Annotated in this window: 13 protein-coding genes and 1 pseudogene; 6 read left to right on the top strand and 8 right to left on the bottom strand. The window is 70.1% G+C overall.

Translation table 11 applies throughout. The features are described 5' to 3' along the window. Positions 1-202 precede the first annotated feature (202 nt). The gene (locus ACWCRJ_RS32450; protein WP_450942633.1) at positions 203-403 is read left to right on the top strand and encodes a helix-turn-helix transcriptional regulator; all 201 of its coding nucleotides are present in this window, start codon (positions 203-205) and stop codon (positions 401-403) included. 77 nt (positions 404-480) lie between these two features. Continuing rightward, positions 481-1130, top strand: a pseudogene (locus ACWCRJ_RS32445) (GNAT family N-acetyltransferase). Here ACWCRJ_RS32445 and ACWCRJ_RS32440 read toward each other — a convergent pair. Both ACWCRJ_RS32440 and ACWCRJ_RS32435 read right to left on the bottom strand, forming a co-directional pair. Further along, positions 1111-2346, bottom strand: coding sequence for an alcohol dehydrogenase catalytic domain-containing protein (locus tag ACWCRJ_RS32440; RefSeq protein WP_450942632.1), 1236 nt, complete (start codon positions 2344-2346; stop codon positions 1111-1113). The pseudogene ACWCRJ_RS32445 and the gene ACWCRJ_RS32440 sit on opposite strands and share 20 nt — an antisense overlap. Positions 2347-2801: 455 nt before the next feature. After that, entirely contained in the window at positions 2802-5039 is a 2238-nt protein-coding gene (locus ACWCRJ_RS32435; RefSeq protein WP_450942631.1) for an MMPL family transporter, read from the bottom strand. Positions 5040-5212: 173 nt separating this feature from the next. Here ACWCRJ_RS32435 and ACWCRJ_RS32430 point away from each other — a divergent pair, with 173 nt between their 5' ends. The 3 genes from ACWCRJ_RS32430 (at position 5213) to ACWCRJ_RS32420 (ending at position 8620) form a co-directional block, all read left to right on the top strand. Continuing rightward, positions 5213-5914, top strand: a complete 702-nt coding sequence (locus tag ACWCRJ_RS32430) for a TetR/AcrR family transcriptional regulator (protein ID WP_450942630.1) — start codon at positions 5213-5215, stop codon at positions 5912-5914. Positions 5915-6030: 116 nt separating this feature from the next. Then, positions 6031-6270: a heavy-metal-associated domain-containing protein gene (locus ACWCRJ_RS32425; protein WP_005479581.1), complete on the top strand. Its 240-nt coding sequence runs from the start codon at positions 6031-6033 to the stop codon at positions 6268-6270. Between the two features lie 34 nt (positions 6271-6304). Beyond that, on the top strand, positions 6305-8620 hold the full coding sequence (locus tag ACWCRJ_RS32420; protein ID WP_450942629.1) for a heavy metal translocating P-type ATPase: 2316 nt from the start codon (positions 6305-6307) through the stop codon (positions 8618-8620). A gap of 810 nt (positions 8621-9430) precedes the next feature. On the opposite strand, the gene ACWCRJ_RS32415 is transcribed toward ACWCRJ_RS32420, so the two are convergent. Together ACWCRJ_RS32415 and recD2 are read right to left on the bottom strand one after the other, a co-directional pair. Next, complete coding sequence (locus tag ACWCRJ_RS32415) at positions 9431-10720, bottom strand: citrate synthase (RefSeq protein WP_046917420.1); 1290 nt, start codon at positions 10718-10720, stop codon at positions 9431-9433. A 258-nt stretch (positions 10721-10978) separates the two neighbouring features. Then, positions 10979-13240: an SF1B family DNA helicase RecD2 gene (gene recD2, locus ACWCRJ_RS32410; RefSeq protein WP_450942628.1), complete on the bottom strand. Its 2262-nt coding sequence runs from the start codon at positions 13238-13240 to the stop codon at positions 10979-10981. A gap of 161 nt (positions 13241-13401) precedes the next feature. Between recD2 and ACWCRJ_RS32405 the strand changes: the two genes are divergently transcribed. Beyond that, complete coding sequence (locus ACWCRJ_RS32405) at positions 13402-14688, top strand: acyltransferase family protein (protein ID WP_450942627.1); 1287 nt, start codon at positions 13402-13404, stop codon at positions 14686-14688. On the opposite strand, the gene ACWCRJ_RS32400 is transcribed toward ACWCRJ_RS32405, so the two are convergent. The 4 genes from ACWCRJ_RS32400 to ACWCRJ_RS32385 all read right to left on the bottom strand — a co-directional run bounded on the left by ACWCRJ_RS32400 (position 14678) and on the right by ACWCRJ_RS32385 (position 17341). Then, positions 14678-15247, bottom strand: coding sequence for an RICIN domain-containing protein (locus ACWCRJ_RS32400; protein ID WP_450942626.1), 570 nt, complete (start codon positions 15245-15247; stop codon positions 14678-14680). The two genes, ACWCRJ_RS32405 and ACWCRJ_RS32400, sit on opposite strands and share 11 nt — an antisense overlap. A gap of 672 nt (positions 15248-15919) precedes the next feature. Beyond that, positions 15920-16105: a DUF397 domain-containing protein gene (locus ACWCRJ_RS32395; protein WP_450942625.1), complete on the bottom strand. Its 186-nt coding sequence runs from the start codon at positions 16103-16105 to the stop codon at positions 15920-15922. 8 nt (positions 16106-16113) lie between these two features. Then, positions 16114-16950 carry a helix-turn-helix domain-containing protein gene (locus tag ACWCRJ_RS32390; RefSeq protein WP_450942624.1) on the bottom strand — a complete coding sequence of 279 codons (837 nt, stop codon included), beginning with the start codon at positions 16948-16950 and terminating at the stop codon, positions 16114-16116. A gap of 160 nt (positions 16951-17110) precedes the next feature. Continuing rightward, on the bottom strand, positions 17111-17341 hold the full coding sequence (locus tag ACWCRJ_RS32385; RefSeq protein WP_450942707.1) for a hypothetical protein: 231 nt from the start codon (positions 17339-17341) through the stop codon (positions 17111-17113). Positions 17342-17358: the final 17 nt, after the last annotated feature.

The following is a 17358-nucleotide window of genomic DNA, read 5'->3' as shown; positions in this document are numbered from 1 at the left end:
TCGTCGCTCGTGTCACAAAAGACACCGTTGTGTCACGTGTGTCACGTGTCCGCGGGTCTTCCGTCACGTGTGGTCCACGGGCCCTTGCCGGTGCTCACCCGCTGTCGTTGGCCGGTCACAGGCTAATGATCGCCAGCGCAGCGCCCGGCTCCCCCGACGGCTTCCCCGCCGCCTCCGTGGTGCGCGCGGGGAGGTGCCTCTGATGACCGACCGACGCCTCTGGTCGTACAAGGACATCGCGGCGCACATCCGTGTGCAGCCCGACACCGTCCGCTCGTACCGCAAACACGGGCTGCTGCCGCCGCCCGACCACATGGAGAACGGCAGGCCCTACTGGTACGCCGACACCGTGCGGGCCTGGGTCGCCTCCAGACCGGGCAACCGGGGGCGCAGGATCGACTGACTCCCGCCGACCGCCGCTTCCGGCGCCCGCAGCCCATTCGTTTGTCCCCGGATCCGTTCACCGTCCAGGATCCGGGGATGAGCTTTTCCCACGAACCCGTACTCACCGGTGAGCGCGCCGTCCTGCGGCCGTTCACCGAGGACGACGCGCCCGTGATGGCGCGGATCCTGAGCGACCCGGAGGTCTTGCGGTTCACCGGCAGCCCGACCGGGGAGTTCGGGACGGACCGGTTGCGTTCCTGGTACGGCAGCCGCAACGACCACGCCGATCGGCTCGACCTCGCCGTCGTGGACCGGGCGAGCGGCGAGCTGGTGGGTGAGGCCGTCCTCAACATGGGGGTCCCCCCGGTTCGAGCGCAGCCGAGAACTGGGGGAGGGACGAGGCCAACCGCAGCTGCTGCTTCCGCATCCTGATCGGTCCCGGCGGGCGGGACCGGGGGCTCGGCACGGAGGCCGTCCGGCTGATGGTCGGCCACGCCTTCGGGGAGGTCGGGCTGCACCGCGTGTCGCTGTACGTCTTCACCCACAACCCCCGGGCCCGCCGCGCCTACGAGAAGGCCGGCTTCGTCGCCGAGGGGATCGAGCGGCAGACCCTGTGGCAGGACGGGGAGTGGATCGACGCCGTGCGGATGTCGGTCCTCGCCCCGGAGTGGGCCGCCCGTCGGGGGCGTCCCGTCGGCCGCCGGGACGCCCCCGACGGCGATCGGGTCAGCTCCACGGCTCGATGACCGTCACACCGCCGCCCGGTGCCGTGTTCATCGCCGCGAGGGCGGCGGGGGCCGCGTCCAGGGAAATCGTGGAGGTCACCAGGAGGTCGGGGCGCAGGACGCCCGCCCGGACCAGCTCCAGCATCCCGGGATAGGCGTGGGCCGCCATTCCGTGGCTGCCCAGCAGCTCCAGCTCCAGGGCGATCGCCCTGGCCATGGGGACGGGGGTGGTGCCCTCCGGGGACGGGAGCAGGCCCACCTGGATGTGGCGGCCCCGGCGGCGGAGGCTGTTGACGGAGGCCGCGCAGGTGGCCGGGGAGCCGAGCGCGTCGAGGGAGAGGTGGGCGCCGCCGCCGGTCAGGTCGCGGATGGCCGCGGCGGTGTCGGGGCCGGCTGTGCGCGGTGTGTCCACCTCGGTGGTGTGCGGTGCGCCCGATCCGGTGGTGCGCGGTGTGTCCACCTCGGTGGTGTGCGGTGCGCCCGATCCGGTGGTGCGCGGTGTGTCCACCCCGGTGGTGTGCGGTGCGCCCGATCCGGTGGTGTGCGGTGTGTCCACCCCGGTGGTGTGCGGTGCGCCCGATCCGGCCGACGCGTCCACGCAGGCGGTCGCGCCGAACTCGCGGGCCAGGTCCAGGGCCCGGGAGGAGACGTCCACCGCGATCACCCTCGCTCCGGCGGCCGCCGCGATCATCACGGCCGAGAGGCCCACGCCGCCGCAGCCGTGGACCGCGACCCACTCCCCCGGCGCGACGCGGCCCTGTACGACGACCGCGCGGAACGCCGTGGCGAAGCGGCAGCCCAGGGCGGCCGCCGTGCCGTAGGACAGCTCGTCCGGCAGTGCCACCAGGTTCACGTCGGCGTGGTCCAGGGCGACGTACTGGGCGAACGAGCCCCAGTGGGTGAACCCCGGCTGGGTCTGGCGCTCGCACACCTGCTGGTCCCCGGCCGCGCAGGCGGGGCAGGTGCCGCAGGCGCACACGAACGGGACGGTGACGCGGTCGCCGGGGCGCCACGCGGTCACCGCGCTGCCGGTCGCCTCCACGACGCCGGCCAGTTCGTGGCCGGGGACGTGCGGGAGGGTGATGTCGGGGTCGTGGCCCTGCCAGCCGTGCCAGTCGCTGCGGCAGAGGCCGGTGGCCTCCACGCGGACGACGACGCCGTGGGGGGTCGGGGTGGGGGTCGCGATGTCCTGCACCGTGGCCGGCTCTCCGAACCGCTCGAACACGACTGCGCGCATGTGCGCCCACCTTTCGCTTCGCGGCCGGTGATCTTGCCGGCCCCGGTCAGCATCGCATTGGGAGTGGGTGGGGTTTTCTCGCCCCCGCCGCCCCTACCCTTCCCATCCCCCAGGGGCTGCGCCCCTTCGACCCCCAGCTGCCGGCCCGGTGGGGGCTTGTCGCGCCGTTCCCCGCGCCCCCGAAAAGCAGGGGCCCGCGCCCCTTCGACCCCCAGCTGCCGGCCCGGTGGGGGCTGATCGCGCCGTTCCCCGCGCCCCTGAAGAGCAGGGGCCCGCGCCCCTTCGACCCTCATCTGACGGCCCGGTGGGGGCTGATCGCGCCGTTCCCCGCGCCCCTGAAGGGCAGGGGCCCGCGCCCCTTCAACCCTCATCTGACGGCCCGGTGGGGGCTGATCGCGCCGTTCCCCGCGCCCCTGAGGGGGCGGGGGCGGGGCCCTTCGGGCCTGCCTGCCTCCTCAGGGGGCGGAGTGGGTGGTGACCGGCTCCCGTTTCGGCTCGGGGTGGGGCTCCGGCTCGGGCGGTCGGCCGCCCTCGCTCACGCCGAACCTCTCGTGGAACCTTCGCAGCGGGGCCGGGGCCCACCAGGTCGCGCGGCCGGTCAGGCTCATGACCGCCGGGACCAGGAGGCTGCGGATGACCATGGCGTCCATGAGGACGGCGAGGGCTATGCCGAGGCCGAGCATCTTGGTGTTGGTGACCCGGGAGGTGCCTATGGCGATCATGACGACGGCGAGGATGACCGCGGCGGCGGTGATGAGGCCCCCGGTGCGTTGCAGGCCGAAGCGGACGGAGGCGATGTGGTCGCCGGTGTGGTCGTACTCCTCCTTGATGCGGGAGAGCAGGAAGACGCCGTAGTCCATGGAGAGGCCGAAGGCCACGCAGAACATCAGGACCGGGAGGGTGGTCTCGATGGAGCCGGGACTGGTGAAGGCGAGGAGCCCGGTGAGGTGGCCGTCCTGGAAGACCCAGACCAGCGCGCCGAACATCGCGGTGAGGCTGAGGGCGTTCAGCAGGACCGCCTGGAGGGGGATCAGCACGCTGCCGGTCAGGAGGAAGACCAGGATCAGGGTGACCGTCGCGATGAAGGCAAGGGCCCAGGGGATGCCGTCGCCTATCGCCGCCTTCGTGTCGACCAGGACCGCCGCCGTGCCCGTCACCGAGGTGTCGAAGGGGGCGTCCATGGCCCGGACGTCGTCCACCAGGCGCTGGGCGGCCTCGTCGACCGCGTCGCCCTCGGGCTGCACGGTGAAGTAGGCCCAGTCGCCGTGGACCAGGGGGCCCTCCACGCTGAGCACGTCGGGCAGGTCGGCCAGCCGCTGCCGGTAGGCGGCGTACTCCGTCTTCGTCGCCCTTCCTTCCGTCAGCACCGCCAGGCCGCCGCCCGGGGTCCCCGGGAAGCCTTCGCGGAGGTGCTGCTGGACGACGTGGGACTCGGCGGTCGAGGGGAGCTGGCGGTCGTCCGCCGTGCCGAACTTCACGCCCAGGAAGGGCAGGCCGAGCAGGAGCAGGCCGGCGGTCGTGGCGATGGCGAAGTAGGGGGCCCGGCGCATGACGAGGGCTGCCGTACGGCCCCAGGCCGCGCCCTCCTCCACGGACGGGGCCTCGGCCCCGCCGGTGTCCGCGCCCTTGCGGCGGCGGAACAGCTTGCGCAGGTCCAGGGCGTTGACGCGTTCGCCGAGGAGGACCAGGGCCGCCGGAAGCAGGATCAGGGCGGCCGCGGCGGCCAGGAGGACCACCGCGATGCCCGCGTAGGCGAAGGACTTCAGGAAGTACTGCGGGAAGACCATCATGGCGGCCAGGGAGACGGCGACCGTGAGGGCGGAGAAGAGGACCGTCCGGCCGGCGGTGCGCAGGGTGGTGGCGACGGCCGTCAGGGAGTCGGCGCCGCCCGCCAGTTCCTCGCGGAAGCGGCGCACGATGAACAGCGCGTAGTCGATCGCCAGGCCCAGGCCCATGGCCGTCGTGAGGTTCAGCGCGAAGACCGAGACGTCGGTGACCTCGGTGAGGCCGCGCAGGATCGCGTTGGTGCCGAGGATCGCGACGATGCCCACGCCGAGCGGCAGCAGGGCGGCGACCGCGCTGCCGAAGACCATGACCAGCAGGACGAGCGTCACCGGCAGGGCAATCATCTCGGCCCGCAGCAGGTCCTCCTGAATGGTGGTCTGCATCTCGTGGCGCACGGCGAGGATGCCGCCGACCTTTACCTCCACGGGGCCGTGCGTGCCGCGGAACTCCGGGGCGATGCGGTCCAGGGTCTTGTTGACCGCGGTGTCGTCGCCGGTGAGGCGGGCCGCTATCAGCGCCTCCCCGCCGTCCTTCGCGCGCAGGGCGGGGGCGCCCGTCTGCCAGTAGGAGGCGACGCCCCGGACGCCCTTCTCGGCGGCGAGCCGCTCGGTCAGCCCCCTCGCCTCGGCGGCGACGGCCGGATCGTCGACCGAGGCCTTGCCCGCGTCGACGAGCAGCAGGAAGTTCGGCTGGGAGTCGGGGAACTCGCGCTCCAGGGCCTTCGTCGCGTACGTGGACTGGGCGGCCGGGTCCTCCCAGCCGCCGCTGCCGAGACGGTCGGCGACACCGCTGCCCGCCACCACCGCGAGAGCGGTGAGCACCAGGGCGACCAGCAGGGAGAGCCGGGGGCGGGCGGTCACGAACCGGGTCCAGCCCCCCACCCGGGGTGGCCGGTTGACTTCGGTCATGGTGCGGTGTCCCCTTCAGTCTGGTCCGTCGCTCGACCCGTGCCGCGCGCGGCCGGGCGCCACGGGAGCACCGAGCCATACACTTGGAAAACACGAGAGATCGCTCGCGTTTCACCAGAATGCGAGCGACCACTCGCGTTTGTCAATCACGTCCGGAAAGCTGGGGATAACTCGTGCCCGTGAACCAGGAGAAGGAACAGCCGCGCCGCCGCCAGGCCCGCGGCGAGCGCCGCATCGCCCAGCTCCTCGAAGCCGCGGCCTCCGTGTTCTGCTCGACCGGGTACGCCGCCGCCAGCACCAACGCCATCGCCCGCGAGGCGGGGGTCTCGCCCGGGACGCTGTATCAGTTCTTCCCGAACAAGGAAGCGATCGCGATCGAGCTGAGCGAGCGGCTCATGCGCGAGTTGCGCGAGACGTACGGCGAGGCGCTCGCCCCGGTGGATCCGGTGACCCCGCTGGAGGAGGCCGTCGCGGCCGCCGTCGACCGCTTCATCGACTTCAACTGCCGGCACCCGGTGATCTTCACGCTGATGCACGGCCCGGACGTGCCCGGCCGGATCGCCGAGCAGCACGACGCCGTGCACACGGCCCTGCTCGCGCGGATCGAGGCGCTGCTCACCCCGTTCCTGCCCGACGCGCCGGCCGTCGACATCTCGCGCACCGCGCACGTCTGCGTCGCCATGTACAAGGCCGGCCTGGAACTGGTGCTCGGCCGCGAGGGCGCCGAGCGCGACGCCTATGTGCAGGAGCTGAAGAACGTCCTGCTCCGCTACCTGGAGCCCCTGGTGGGCAACTGCCCGCCCGTCACCCCTTCGAGCGCCCCCGCCACACCATCGAGCGCCCCCGCCACCCCGGCCCGCACCCCGGCCCCCTGACCCATCCGGCCCGCCACCCCGGCCGGACCTCTCTTGGATTCATACCCCTAGGGGGTATAAGCTGGACGCACAGAAGGGTTACTCGAACCCCATCCGCCCCGTCAAGGAGTAACGACATGACCGCCGAGACCGACACCCAGGGCTCCGTCACCGCCGTCTACAAGGTGAGCGGCATGAGCTGCGGGCACTGCGAAGGCGCCGTATCCGGCGAGATCACCGAGCTGGCCGGCGTCTCCTCCGTCAAGGCCGTCGCCTCCACCGGCGAGGTCACCGTGGTCTCGGCCGCACCGCTCGACGAGGAGGCCGTGCGCGCCGCCGTGGACGAGGCGGGCTTCGAGCTGGTCGGCAAGGTCTGAGACCGGCCACGGCACGGACGTCACGGACACGGACATGACGAGCACCACCGCGGCAGCCCCGACGAGCGGGCCCGTCCAGGAGGTCGAGCTGACCATCGGCGGGATGACCTGCGCCTCCTGCGCGGCCCGCGTCGAGAAGAAACTCAACCGCCTGGACGGGGTCACCGCCTCGGTGAACTACGCGACCGAGAAGGCGAAGGTCGCGTACGCCGAGGGGATCGAGGTCGCCGATCTGATCGCCACGGTCGTGAAGACCGGCTACACGGCGAAAGAGCCACCGCCCCCGGCTCCCCCGACTCCCCCGGTGGCCGCCTCGGCTCCGGCGACGGCCTCCGGGAGCGGCGAGGACGGCGGCGACGAGCACGGCGACGACCCCGAACTCGCCGCCCTGCGGCAGCGGCTCACCGTCTCCACGCTGCTCGCGGTACCCGTGATCCTCATGTCCATGGTCCCCGCCCTGCAGTTCGACAACTGGCAGTGGCTCTCGCTGACGCTCGCCGCGCCGGTCGTCGTGTGGGGCGGGCTGCCGTTCCACCGGGCCGCGTTCACCAACCTCCGGCACGGCGCGGCCACGATGGACACCCTCGTCTCCGTCGGCACGCTCGCCGCCTTCGGCTGGTCCCTGTGGGCCCTCTTCCTGGGGCACGCGGGCATGCCGGGCATGCGGCACGGCTTCACCCTCACCGTGCTGCGGAGCGGCGCCGACGCGCGCGCGTCGGCCTCCTCGGCGATCTACCTCGAAGTGGCCGCCGGAGTGGTGGCGTTCATCCTGCTCGGCCGCTATCTGGAGGCCCGCTCCAAGCGTCGCGCGGGCGCCGCGCTCAGGGCGCTGCTGACGCTGGGGGCCAAGGACGTCTCGGTACTCCGCGAGGGGCGCGAGGTGCGGATCCCGGTGGCGGACCTGGCCGCCGGCGACCGCTTCGTCGTACGCCCCGGGGAGAAGTTCGCCACCGACGGGACCGTCGTCGAGGGCGCCTCCGCCGTCGACGCGTCCATGCTCACCGGCGAGTCGGTGCCGGTGGACGTGACGGCCGGGGACACCGTCACGGGTGCGACCGTGAACGCCGGGGGCCGGCTGGTCGTCGAGGCCACCCGGGTCGGCACGGACACCCAGCTGGCCCGGATGGCCCGGCTGGTGGAGGACGCGCAGAACGGCAAGGCGGAGGCACAACGGCTCGCCGACCGGATCTCGGCGGTGTTCGTCCCCGTCGTCCTGCTGATCGCGATCGCCACCTTCGGCGTCTGGCTCGGCGCCACGGACGACACCACCGCCGCCTTCACCGCCGCCGTCGCGGTGCTGATCATCGCCTGCCCGTGCGCGCTCGGCCTCGCCACCCCGACCGCCCTGCTGGTCGGCACCGGCCGGGGCGCCCAGCTCGGCATCCTCATCAAGGGCCCCGAGGTCCTGGAGTCCACCCGCCGCGTCGACACCGTCGTCCTGGACAAGACCGGCACCGTCACCACGGGCCGGATGACGCTCCTGGACGCGCATGCCGCCGAGGGCGTCACCGAGGAGGACCTGCTCCGCCTCGCGGGCGCCGTCGAGCACGCCTCCGAACATCCGGTGGGCCGGGCGATCGCCGCGGGCGCCGAGGGCCGCCTGGGCGCGCTCCCGCCCGTGGACCGCTTCGAGAACCTGCCCGGAAAGGGCGTACGCGGCCGCGTGGAGGGCCACACCGTCCAGGTGGGCCGGATCCTCGACGGACCGCTCCCCGAGCCCCTGAGAGGCGCCAAGGAGGCCGCCGAGGCCGAGGGCCGCACGGCGGTCGTGGTCACCCGCGACGGCGTGGCACTCGGTGTCGTCACGGTCGCCGACGCGATCAAGGAGACCAGTGCCGAGGCCGTACGGCGCCTGCGGGCGCTCGGACTCACCCCGGTCCTGCTCACCGGGGACAACGAGCGGGTGGCCCGGTCCGTGGCCGCCGCGGTCGGCATCTCCCCCGAGCATGTGATCGCCGAGGTACTGCCCGAGGACAAGGTCGACGTCGTACGGCGGCTCCAGAGCGAGGGCCGTACGGTCGCGATGGTCGGCGACGGGGTCAACGACGCGGCCGCGCTGGCCGCCGCCGACCTGGGGCTCGCCCTGGGTACGGGGACCGACGCGGCGATCGAGGCCGGGGACCTGACGCTCGTCCGCGGGGACCTTCGGGCGGCCGCAGACGCGATCCGGCTGTCGCGGCGCACCCTCTCCACGATCAAGGGCAATCTGGCCTGGGCCTTCGGATACAACGTGGCGGCACTGCCGCTGGCCGCCGCCGGATTGCTCAACCCGATGATCGCGGGGGCGACTATGGCCTTTTCGTCCGTTTTCGTGGTAACGAACAGCTTGCGACTCAGGACATTTTCATGACCGCCGGGCAAAAGTCCCTCTAGAGTCCGGAAGCAGCCTCACATAAGCTCTTCACAAGGCTCGCGCATCATCCTTACGCTGGGGCCTCGATCACCGATTCGCGCCTCTTGCGTATCTTCAGGCGATACGGCAGGAGACGCAGATCACAGTGGTGTGAACGTAACCACCGAAGGGGTTCGTGAGTCTAAGTTGGCGATGTCAGAAGCGTCTTGGGGGGCGTGACTGACATCTGGGGATGTCTTGGGGGACGTTCCCGGAATTGCGTTGCCGGGGCTCGTGCACCGGGGAGCTTTGAGCGGCCCTCCCGTACGTACGCGTCCCGGCAGACCGCACACCGCCGCACAACAGCTACATACAAGTAGGCCGAGTTCTGCTCGTTCTGCTCAGCGATTCAGGCGCTGGTCCACCAGACGCCCGGCCGGATCCCGTGGGGGGAATCCGCACCGGGACATGGGAAGGCGCCCTGCTCGCCGGCCCGTGGGGGGACCAGCGTTGCAGGGCGCCTTCTCCCATCTTTTTTGGGCTCGGTTCGCCTCCGGGGCGCCTGTTGCCTGTGTCGAGACGGCGAACGTGCTCGGCCCTCCTTCGTCGGGCGCTGCGCGCGATCGCCGTCTCGACACAGGCGCGCCCCTTCGGCTCACTCGCCGTAGGGCGCCCTCTTCCGTAGCGGGACACCCAGCGGGACGGCGTGGAGCGGGACACCCAGCGGGACGGCGTGTAGTGGGACGGCGCCCGGCGGGACGGCCGGGAAAAACAGCGGGTCCGTACGGACGGCTCTCCGCACGGACCCCTCTGCTACGCGTACTCGGCTCAGCGACCCTCGACCGGCACGAAGTCGCGCTCGACCACGCCCGTGTAGATCTGGCGCGGGCGGCCGATGCGGGAGCCGGGCTCCTTGATCATCTCGTGCCACTGGGCGATCCAGCCGGGGAGGCGGCCCAGCGCGAAGAGGACCGTGAACATCTCGGTCGGGAAGCCCATGGCGCGGTAGATCAGACCCGTGTAGAAGTCCACGTTCGGGTAGAGGTTGCGCGAGACGAAGTAGTCGTCGGAGAGCGCGTGCTCCTCCAGCTTCAGCGCGATGTCCAGCAGCTCGTCGGACTTGCCGAGGGCGGAGAGGACGTCGTGCGCGGCGGCCTTGATGATCTTGGCGCGCGGGTCGAAGGACTTGTACACCCGGTGGCCGAAGCCCATCAGGCGGACGCCGTCCTCCTTGTTCTTCACCTTGCGGATGAAGGAGTCGACATCGCCGCCGTTGGCCTGGATGCCCTCCAGCATCTCCAGGACGGACTGGTTGGCGCCGCCGTGCAGCGGGCCCCAGAGCGCGGAGATGCCGGCGGAGATCGAGGCGAACATGTTCGCCTGCGAGGAGCCGACCAGACGGACCGTGGACGTCGAGCAGTTCTGCTCGTGGTCCGCGTGCAGGATGAGCAGCTTGTCGAGCGCGGAGACGACGACCGGGTCGAGGTCGTACTCCTGGGCCGGGACCGAGAAGGTCATGCGCAGGAAGTTCTCGACGTAACCGAGGTCGTTGCGCGGGTAGACGAACGGGTGACCGATCGACTTCTTGTACGCGTACGCCGCGATGGTCGGCAGCTTGGCGAGCAGGCGGATCGTGGAGAGGTTGCGCTGCCGCTCGTCGAACGGGTTGTGGCTGTCCTGGTAGAACGTCGACAGGGCGCTGACCACGGAGGACAGCATCGCCATCGGGTGGGCGTCCCGGGGGAAGCCCCGGTAGAAGTTCTTGACGTCCTCGTGCAGCAGGGTGTGCTGCGTGATCTCGTTCTGGAACGTGGAGAGCTCGTCGACGGTCGGAAGCTCGCCGTTGATCAGCAGGTACGCCACCTCCAGGAAGGTGGAGCGCTCGGCCAGCTGCTCGATCGGGTAGCCGCGGTACCGAAGGATGCCCTGCTCACCGTCGAGATAGGTGACGGCGGATTTATAGGCGGCGGTGTTCCCGTAGCCGCTGTCCAGGGTGACCAGACCGGTCTGGGCCCGGAGCTTCCCGATGTCGAAGCCCTTGTCGCCGACGGTGCTGTCGATCACCGGGTAGGTGTACTCGCCGTCGCCGTACCGCAGTACTACAGAGTTGTCGCTCACGTCATCCCTCACCGACGTAGTGCCTCTTCTTCGAGGTGCCCTGACTGTCTCTACCATCCCCCAGTTGGCGCAGGAGAGTGCACTCGGGGTCGACCATCGGGCCCATCGGCGGCACTGAGTGCCGCCAACTTGCCCATCCTGCCCCCTCCGTCCGACATCCGGAAGGGCTGTGTGACCTTTGCGACTCGTTTGATCGATCAAATTTCACTCACGGGTCGCCGGAACGGCGCGAGAGGTTCCCCCGAAGGCCGCCCACGGCTACAAAACCCGTGGTGCGAGCCGGAAGTCGAGAGCCGTGCACCGCCGGCCCGCGGAGACCGTGCGGACCGCCTGGCCTATGGCCTTGCGGGAGCCGACGAGGACAACCAGTTTCTTCGCCCTGGTCACCGCCGTATAGAGCAGATTGCGCTGGAGCATCATCCAGGCCCCCGTGGTGACGGGGATCACCACGGCCGGGTACTCGCTGCCCTGGGACCGGTGGATCGTCACCGCGTAGGCGTGCGCCAGCTCGTCCAGTTCGTCGAACTCGTACCCCACCTCCTCGTCCTCGTCGGTCAGGACCGTCAGCCGCTGCTCGACCGGGTCGAGCGCGGTGACGACGCCGACGGTGCCGTTGAAGACGCCGTTCTCGCCCTTCTCGTAGTTGTTGCGGATCTGGGTGACCTTGTCGCCGACGCGGAAGACCCGGCCGCCGAACCGCTTCTCGGGCACGTCGGGGCGGGCGGGGGTGATGGCCTGCTGCAGCAGGCCGTTGAGGTTGCCCGCGCCGGCCGGGCCCCGGTGCATGGGTGCCAGCACCTGCACGTCCCGGCGCGGGTCGAGCCCGAACCTGGCCGGAATGCGACGGGCCGCCACGTCCACGGTGAGGCGGCCGGCCTCCTCCGTCTCGTCCTCGACGAAGAGGAAGAAGTCCTTCATGCCGTCCGTGACCGGGTGCTGCCCGGAGTTGATCCGGTGCGCGTTGGTCACCACACCGGACTGCTGGGCCTGGCGGAACACCTTCGTGAGGCGGACCGCCGGGATCGGGCTGCCGTCGGCCAGCAGGTCACGCAGGACCTCGCCGGCGCCGACGCTGGGAAGCTGGTCGACGTCTCCGACGAAGAGGAGGTGCGCCCCCGGCGCCACCGCCTTCACCAGCTTGTTGGCCAGCAGGAGGTCCAGCATGGATGCCTCGTCGACGACCACCAGGTCGGCGTCCAGGGGGCGGTCCTTGTCGTAGGCCGCGTCGCCGCCGGGCCTCAGCTCCAGCAGGCGGTGGACGGTGGAGGCGTCGGCGCCGGTCAGCTCGGCCAGCCGCTTGGCGGCGCGGCCGGTGGGGGCCGCCAGCACGACCTTCGCCTTCTTGGCGCGGGCCAGCTCCACGATCGAGCGGACGGTGAAGGACTTGCCGCAGCCGGGGCCGCCGGTGAGCACGGCGACCTTCTCGGTCAGCGCGAGGCGTACGGCCGCCTCCTGCTCGGGGGCCAGCTCCGCGCCCGTACGCCCCCTCAGCCAGCCCAACGCCTTGTCCCAGGCCACGTCGTGGAAGCCGGGCATGCGGTCCTCGCCGGTGCGCAGGAGGCGCAGCAGCTGGGCGGAGAGAGAGAGTTCGGCGCGGTGGAAGGGGACCAGGTAGATCGCGGTGACCGGGTCGCCGCCGTCCTGGCCCGGTACCTTCTCGCGTACGACGCCGGGGTCGCCCGATTCCTCGTCGGGCAGGGCGAGTTCGGCCAGGCACTCGATGACCAGGCCCGTGTCGACCTGGAGGAGTTTGACCGCGTCGGCGATCAGCCTCTCTTCGGGGAGATAGCAGTTGCCCTGGTCGGTGGCCTGCGAAAGGGCGTACTGCAGGCCCGCCTTGACGCGCTCGGGGCTGTCGTGAGGAATGCCGACGGACTGGGCGATCCGGTCGGCGGTGAGGAAGCCGATGCCCCAGACGTCGGACGCCAGGCGGTAGGGCTGGTTCTTCACCACGCCGATCGAGGCGTCGCCGTACTTCTTGTAGATGCGGACCGCGATCGACGTGGACACCTCGACGGTCTGGAGGAAGAGCATGACCTCCTTGATCGCCTTCTGCTCCTCCCAGGCGTCGGCGATCTTCTTGGTGCGCTTGGGGCCGAGGCCGGGGACCTCGATCAGGCGCTTCGGCTCCTCCTCGATGATCTGGAGGGTGTCCAGGCCGAAGTGCTGGGTGATGCGGTCGGCGAAGACCGGACCGATGCCCTTGACCAGGCCCGATCCGAGGTAGCGGCGGATGCCCTGGACGGTGGCCGGGAGGACGGTGGTGTAGTTCTCCACCGTGAACTGCTTGCCGTACTGGGGATGTGAGCCCCAGCGGCCCTCCATGCGCAGGGACTCCCCGACCTGGGCGCCGAGCAGCGCGCCGACGACGGTGAGGAGATCGCCGCCGCCCCGGCCGGTGTCCACGCGCGCGACCGTGTAGCCGTTGTCCTCGTTGGCGTACGTGACGCGTTCCAGGACGCCTTCGAGTACGGCGAGACGTCGCTCTGTGGGCTCGTTGCCGCCCGCCTGCTTGGACATGATCCGACGGTACCGGCAGGGTCTGACGGTCGGGGTGGGAGGAGCGGGACCGACGCCTCGGGAGTACCTGGCGGGAGCCCTCGGCAGCTGCCCTCCACGACTGCGAGACCTCCGACAGGGAAGAAGTGAACATGGGAGGACAACGGCACGTGAGAACGGGTATGACACCCTCCCTCTCCGCGTCGGCCCGATTAGCCGCGTCCGGTTCTTCGAGGCTCAGCTGGCTCGACGCGTTGCGCGGCATCGCGGCACTGGTAGTGGTGTTCGACCACTCGTCGTATTCCTTCATGGCGGAGTTCCGACGCGAGCTGATGCCGGAGTTCAACACAAGCCGCTACGGCATCATGGTGTTCTTCCTGGTCAGCGGCTACATCATCCCCGCCTCGCTGGAACGCCGAGGCTGCGTGAGGACGTTCTGGATCGGCCGGCTCTTCCGCATCTACCCACTGTGGGCGGCCGTCGTCACCGGCATGATTGCAGCTGCGGCGCTGGGCGTGGCAGAGGTCCGAGACTTCGGCGGACAGAGCGTCGCCTCGGTGGCGGCAGCCCATCTCATGCTGCTCCAGGAGCTGTTGGGAACACCCAATCTCCTACTCGTTCTTTGGACACTCTCGTACGAGATGGCCTTCTACCTGCTGGTCGTCGCCCTCTTCACCGTTCGCTTGCACCAGCGGTCCGCCGCGGTGGCCGTCACCTTGGCGGCGCTCGCCGCGCTGAGCGTGGCAGCAGGGTTCGTTCTGCCGGTCTCAGCCCTCTCCGAAGCGGTGGGCACAGGCCGGCTCATCGCACTCGCGTCGGTCGTGATGGTCACAGCCATCTGCTGCGCGAGCTCAGGGTCGGCCGCGCTGCGGGTGTTCGGGGGCGTGCTGGGAGGCGTCTTAGCGCTGGCCCTGGTCGTCTTCAACGGCACGGTCCCCGTATGGGAGGGCCTGGTGATCCTCGCCGTGATGTTCCTCGGTACGGCGGTGTATCGGGCAGATACCGGTCAGAGCAGGTGGGCGTACGCGGGGTTCGCAGCCACCGCGGTGGTCGCCTTCGCGGTCTGGAGCGCATATGTCGACGGCGATGGGGGTCATTTCACACGACGCGCCTGGATCGTGTCCTTCCTGCTGGCCGTGGTCACCTTCGGCGCCGGCCTCATGCTGCGGCGCCGGCGGATCCCGCGCCTGCTGGCGGGCCTGGGCACGATCAGCTACTCGGTCTACCTCGTGCATCCGGTGTTGCTGGCGGTGAGCGACGGCACGCTCGGCCGCCGACAGCACGATGACCTCGTACTCGAAGTCGCTTTCTATGCCGTGCTGTTGCCGCTGTGTGTGCTGACGTATCGCTACGTCGAGGCACCGGCCCAGAGATGGGGCCGACGTCTGGCACGCCGTAACGCCCCGGACCAGCCGGTGTCCGGGGCGTCGTCGATGGCGGAGCAAACAGGCCGAGTGGCTAGCGGGTGATCAACGACCAGCCTTGATTGGTCGAGCCGTCGCAGCCGAACTGGGCGGCCACCGCGCCGTTGGCGGTGCTCGCGCCCGAGATACCGAGGCACAGTCCGCTCTTACGGTTCTTCAGCTCGAAGACGCTGTCGTTGCGCCAGTTGAGGGTCCAGTCCTGGTTGAGGTCGCCGGACGGGTTCGCCTGGATAGCCACCGCGCCGGCCGCGGTGCTGGCGCCGTTGATTCCGGCGTTAAGGCCGGAGTTGTCGTTCCAGAAGGTGGTGAAGGAGCCGTCCGCTACGAGCCACCACGACTGCCAGGCGCCCGACGAGAGCGGCTGCTGAACGAGATTGGCACCCACGGAGGTGCTTCCGCCCGAGGGCTGCAGGTACTTCTGCGACTTGAGGTTGCGCAGACCCAGGGGCTCGGCGGCAGCCTTGGCCTTGACGCTGGAGGACGTCAGGGGCGTCGGTTCGCTGCTCTTGGGTGACTGGGTGTCGGCGAGCGCCGGACTGGCCACGGCCATCAGTCCCCCGGCCAGAACCGCCGCGATGACGTTCCTGGTTCGTCTGGTGCGCATGCTGCGTCTCCTTACGTCTGGTGCTCTTGGTGTGACCATGCGTACTCAATCAGGCCGCCAGAAGGATTCGCTAGAGTGTTCGATAGGATCGACTGAGAGCGCTTTCTTGACGGGGATGCGGCGCACATGCAAGCCGGATTCGCGCAGAGGTGAGAGCACACCCCACACAAGCGGCCGAAGCGATCCCTTCACATGAGCGCGACCAGCGCCAAGGCCCGCAGGGTGCGGCGACGCTGCATGGCGAGTCCGTACGGGTCCGACTTACTGGAGGACTTCCCTCCGTTTTAGAGGAGGCTGAAACCAGACTCTTCCGTACTACTCGCGCGCCGGCCCGGGACCCTTGAGCGAGACGACCGCGGCCGGCGCACTGTGGTGGACGCCAGGGCGGGCGAGAGGCCCGGCCGCCCGTCGCGCGGGTACCAGTCGGCGAAGTTCCGGTCGCCCCACAGTCCGTCCGGCCGGCCTCTCACCCACATCACTGGCGCGCCGTTCGGGTTGCTCGCCCGTGCGATCTGCACGGTCAGAGCCGGAACTTGCTCACCAGAACAGGAACAGAGAGAACGAACACCTCCGCAACCACATCGGCTTGCGGAACAGCCCGAACATGCCCGCTGATCACGCTGCCGCACCGGGAAGCTCCAAGATCCCCGAGAGAGTCAAGCGGAGCAACGTTCACTCCTCGGCTGGCCTTTTGAGAGCACCGAGGAAGGAGGTGAAGGCGGGGGTGGAGAAGGTGAGGGTGGCTCGGGACGGGGTTTTGGAGTCGCGGACGGCTATGTGGGTGGGGGTGGGGGCTATCTCGACGCAGGCGTTGCCGTCGTCCGGGCCCGAGTAGGACGACTTCCGCCAGTTGCACATGAGGCGCCTCACAGCTCTTTCGCCAGCCGGTCTATGAAGTCGCGCGACTGTTCGGGGCCGAGCGACACTGCTTCCACCTTACGGAAGCGTGTTCGGAAGGCGTTGAGCTGTGCTTCGGAGTCGATGAACGCCGAGCCGGTGGGCACGTCTCTCACCACCGTGTCGAGTCGGGGCACAGATCCGCCCGCGTACGTCATGGTGCTGGCCGCTCGGGCAAAGCCGTCCAGGTCGAAGGGGATGACGCGCACGACGATGTGATCCGCTTCGGAGCGATCGAGGAGCTTGGCGAGCTGAGCACGGGAGGCGGCACGGTCGCCGACTCTGATGCGCAAGGCCGCCTCATGGATCACCAACTCGTACGGGATCACGAACCGCTGGCGCGCGAGTCTGTGACGGACACGCAACTCAAGCTCGGTGTCGGTGAGTTCGGGGACTCTGGACGAGAAGACCGCGCGTGCGTAGTCCTCCGTCTGGAGCATGCCCGGGACATACAGGATCGCCACTTCCCGCAAGAACTCGGCGTGATGTTCCAACTCGGCGAGATCCAGGAACGGCGTGGGCAACAGCCCCCGGTATTCCTCCCACCAACCCCGCGACCTGTCCCCGGCCATGGCCACCAGGGCATCGATGAACTGCGTGTCGGTGCAGGCGTAGTGCGACGCGAGTCGGCGCAGCCGCTCTTCGCTCACTCCGATGAGCCCCAGCTCGATGTGGCTGATCTGCACCCTGTTCGCTCCGAGAAGCGCCGCCGACTGCACGGTTGTCAGGCCGGCGGCCTCACGGAGCCTGCGCAGTTCGGTGCCCAGACGTACCTGCCTGGCTGTCGGTTCGCTCCGCTGGACCACGCGCGGTCCTCCTCTTTCGGGGCCGGATCTCGCGACCGGCTTGCTTCGGGTTACAGGTTACCCATACCGTCAGTGACGCGACGAACACAGTACGGAAGCGCACCGTCCCACCACGAACGGCCGGGTCGGCAATGCCACCGTGCGTCAACTTGACCCGGCCCTAAAGGACCGGGCTTGCAGAGCGGGCGCCACTGGCTGTGGTGCTGCGCTTGCGTCCTGTCCCGCCCTCGGATGTCGGGGGCGGGACTGAGGCGGTTGACTGCGCCCCGCGTCGCCACAACTCTTCCGCGCGGGCGCGGATGTTGCGGGAGCCGTTGCGGTCTGCGTGATCAACGAATCCGCAGGACCGGCACGCGAACCACGCCTGTGAGGCGCGGTTCGCCTTGTCGATGTGGCCGCACTCGGCGC

Source organism: Streptomyces sp. NPDC002324 (assembly GCF_053593335.1).
Note: the sequence above shows the minus strand (reverse complement) of the source record. Positions and strands in the feature narration are given on the sequence as shown.

Excerpts from the sequence above, each read along its gene's own strand:
- ACWCRJ_RS32440 (WP_450942632.1), bottom strand. The coding sequence starts at position 2,346 with ATGCGCGCAGTCGTGTTCGAGCGGTTCGGAGAGCCGGCCACGGTGCAG.
- recD2 (WP_450942628.1), bottom strand. The coding sequence starts at position 13,240 with ATGTCCAAGCAGGCGGGCGGCAACGAGCCCACAGAGCGACGTCTCGCC.
- ACWCRJ_RS32400 (WP_450942626.1), bottom strand. The coding sequence starts at position 15,247 with ATGCGCACCAGACGAACCAGGAACGTCATCGCGGCGGTTCTGGCCGGG.
- ACWCRJ_RS32425 (WP_005479581.1), top strand. The coding sequence starts at position 6,031 with ATGACCGCCGAGACCGACACCCAGGGCTCCGTCACCGCCGTCTACAAG.
- ACWCRJ_RS32405 (WP_450942627.1), top strand. The coding sequence starts at position 13,402 with ATGACACCCTCCCTCTCCGCGTCGGCCCGATTAGCCGCGTCCGGTTCT.
- ACWCRJ_RS32450 (WP_450942633.1), top strand. The coding sequence starts at position 203 with ATGACCGACCGACGCCTCTGGTCGTACAAGGACATCGCGGCGCACATC.
- ACWCRJ_RS32420 (WP_450942629.1), top strand. The coding sequence starts at position 6,305 with ATGACGAGCACCACCGCGGCAGCCCCGACGAGCGGGCCCGTCCAGGAG.
- ACWCRJ_RS32435 (WP_450942631.1), bottom strand. The coding sequence starts at position 5,039 with ATGACCGAAGTCAACCGGCCACCCCGGGTGGGGGGCTGGACCCGGTTC.
- ACWCRJ_RS32395 (WP_450942625.1), bottom strand. The coding sequence starts at position 16,105 with ATGTGCAACTGGCGGAAGTCGTCCTACTCGGGCCCGGACGACGGCAAC.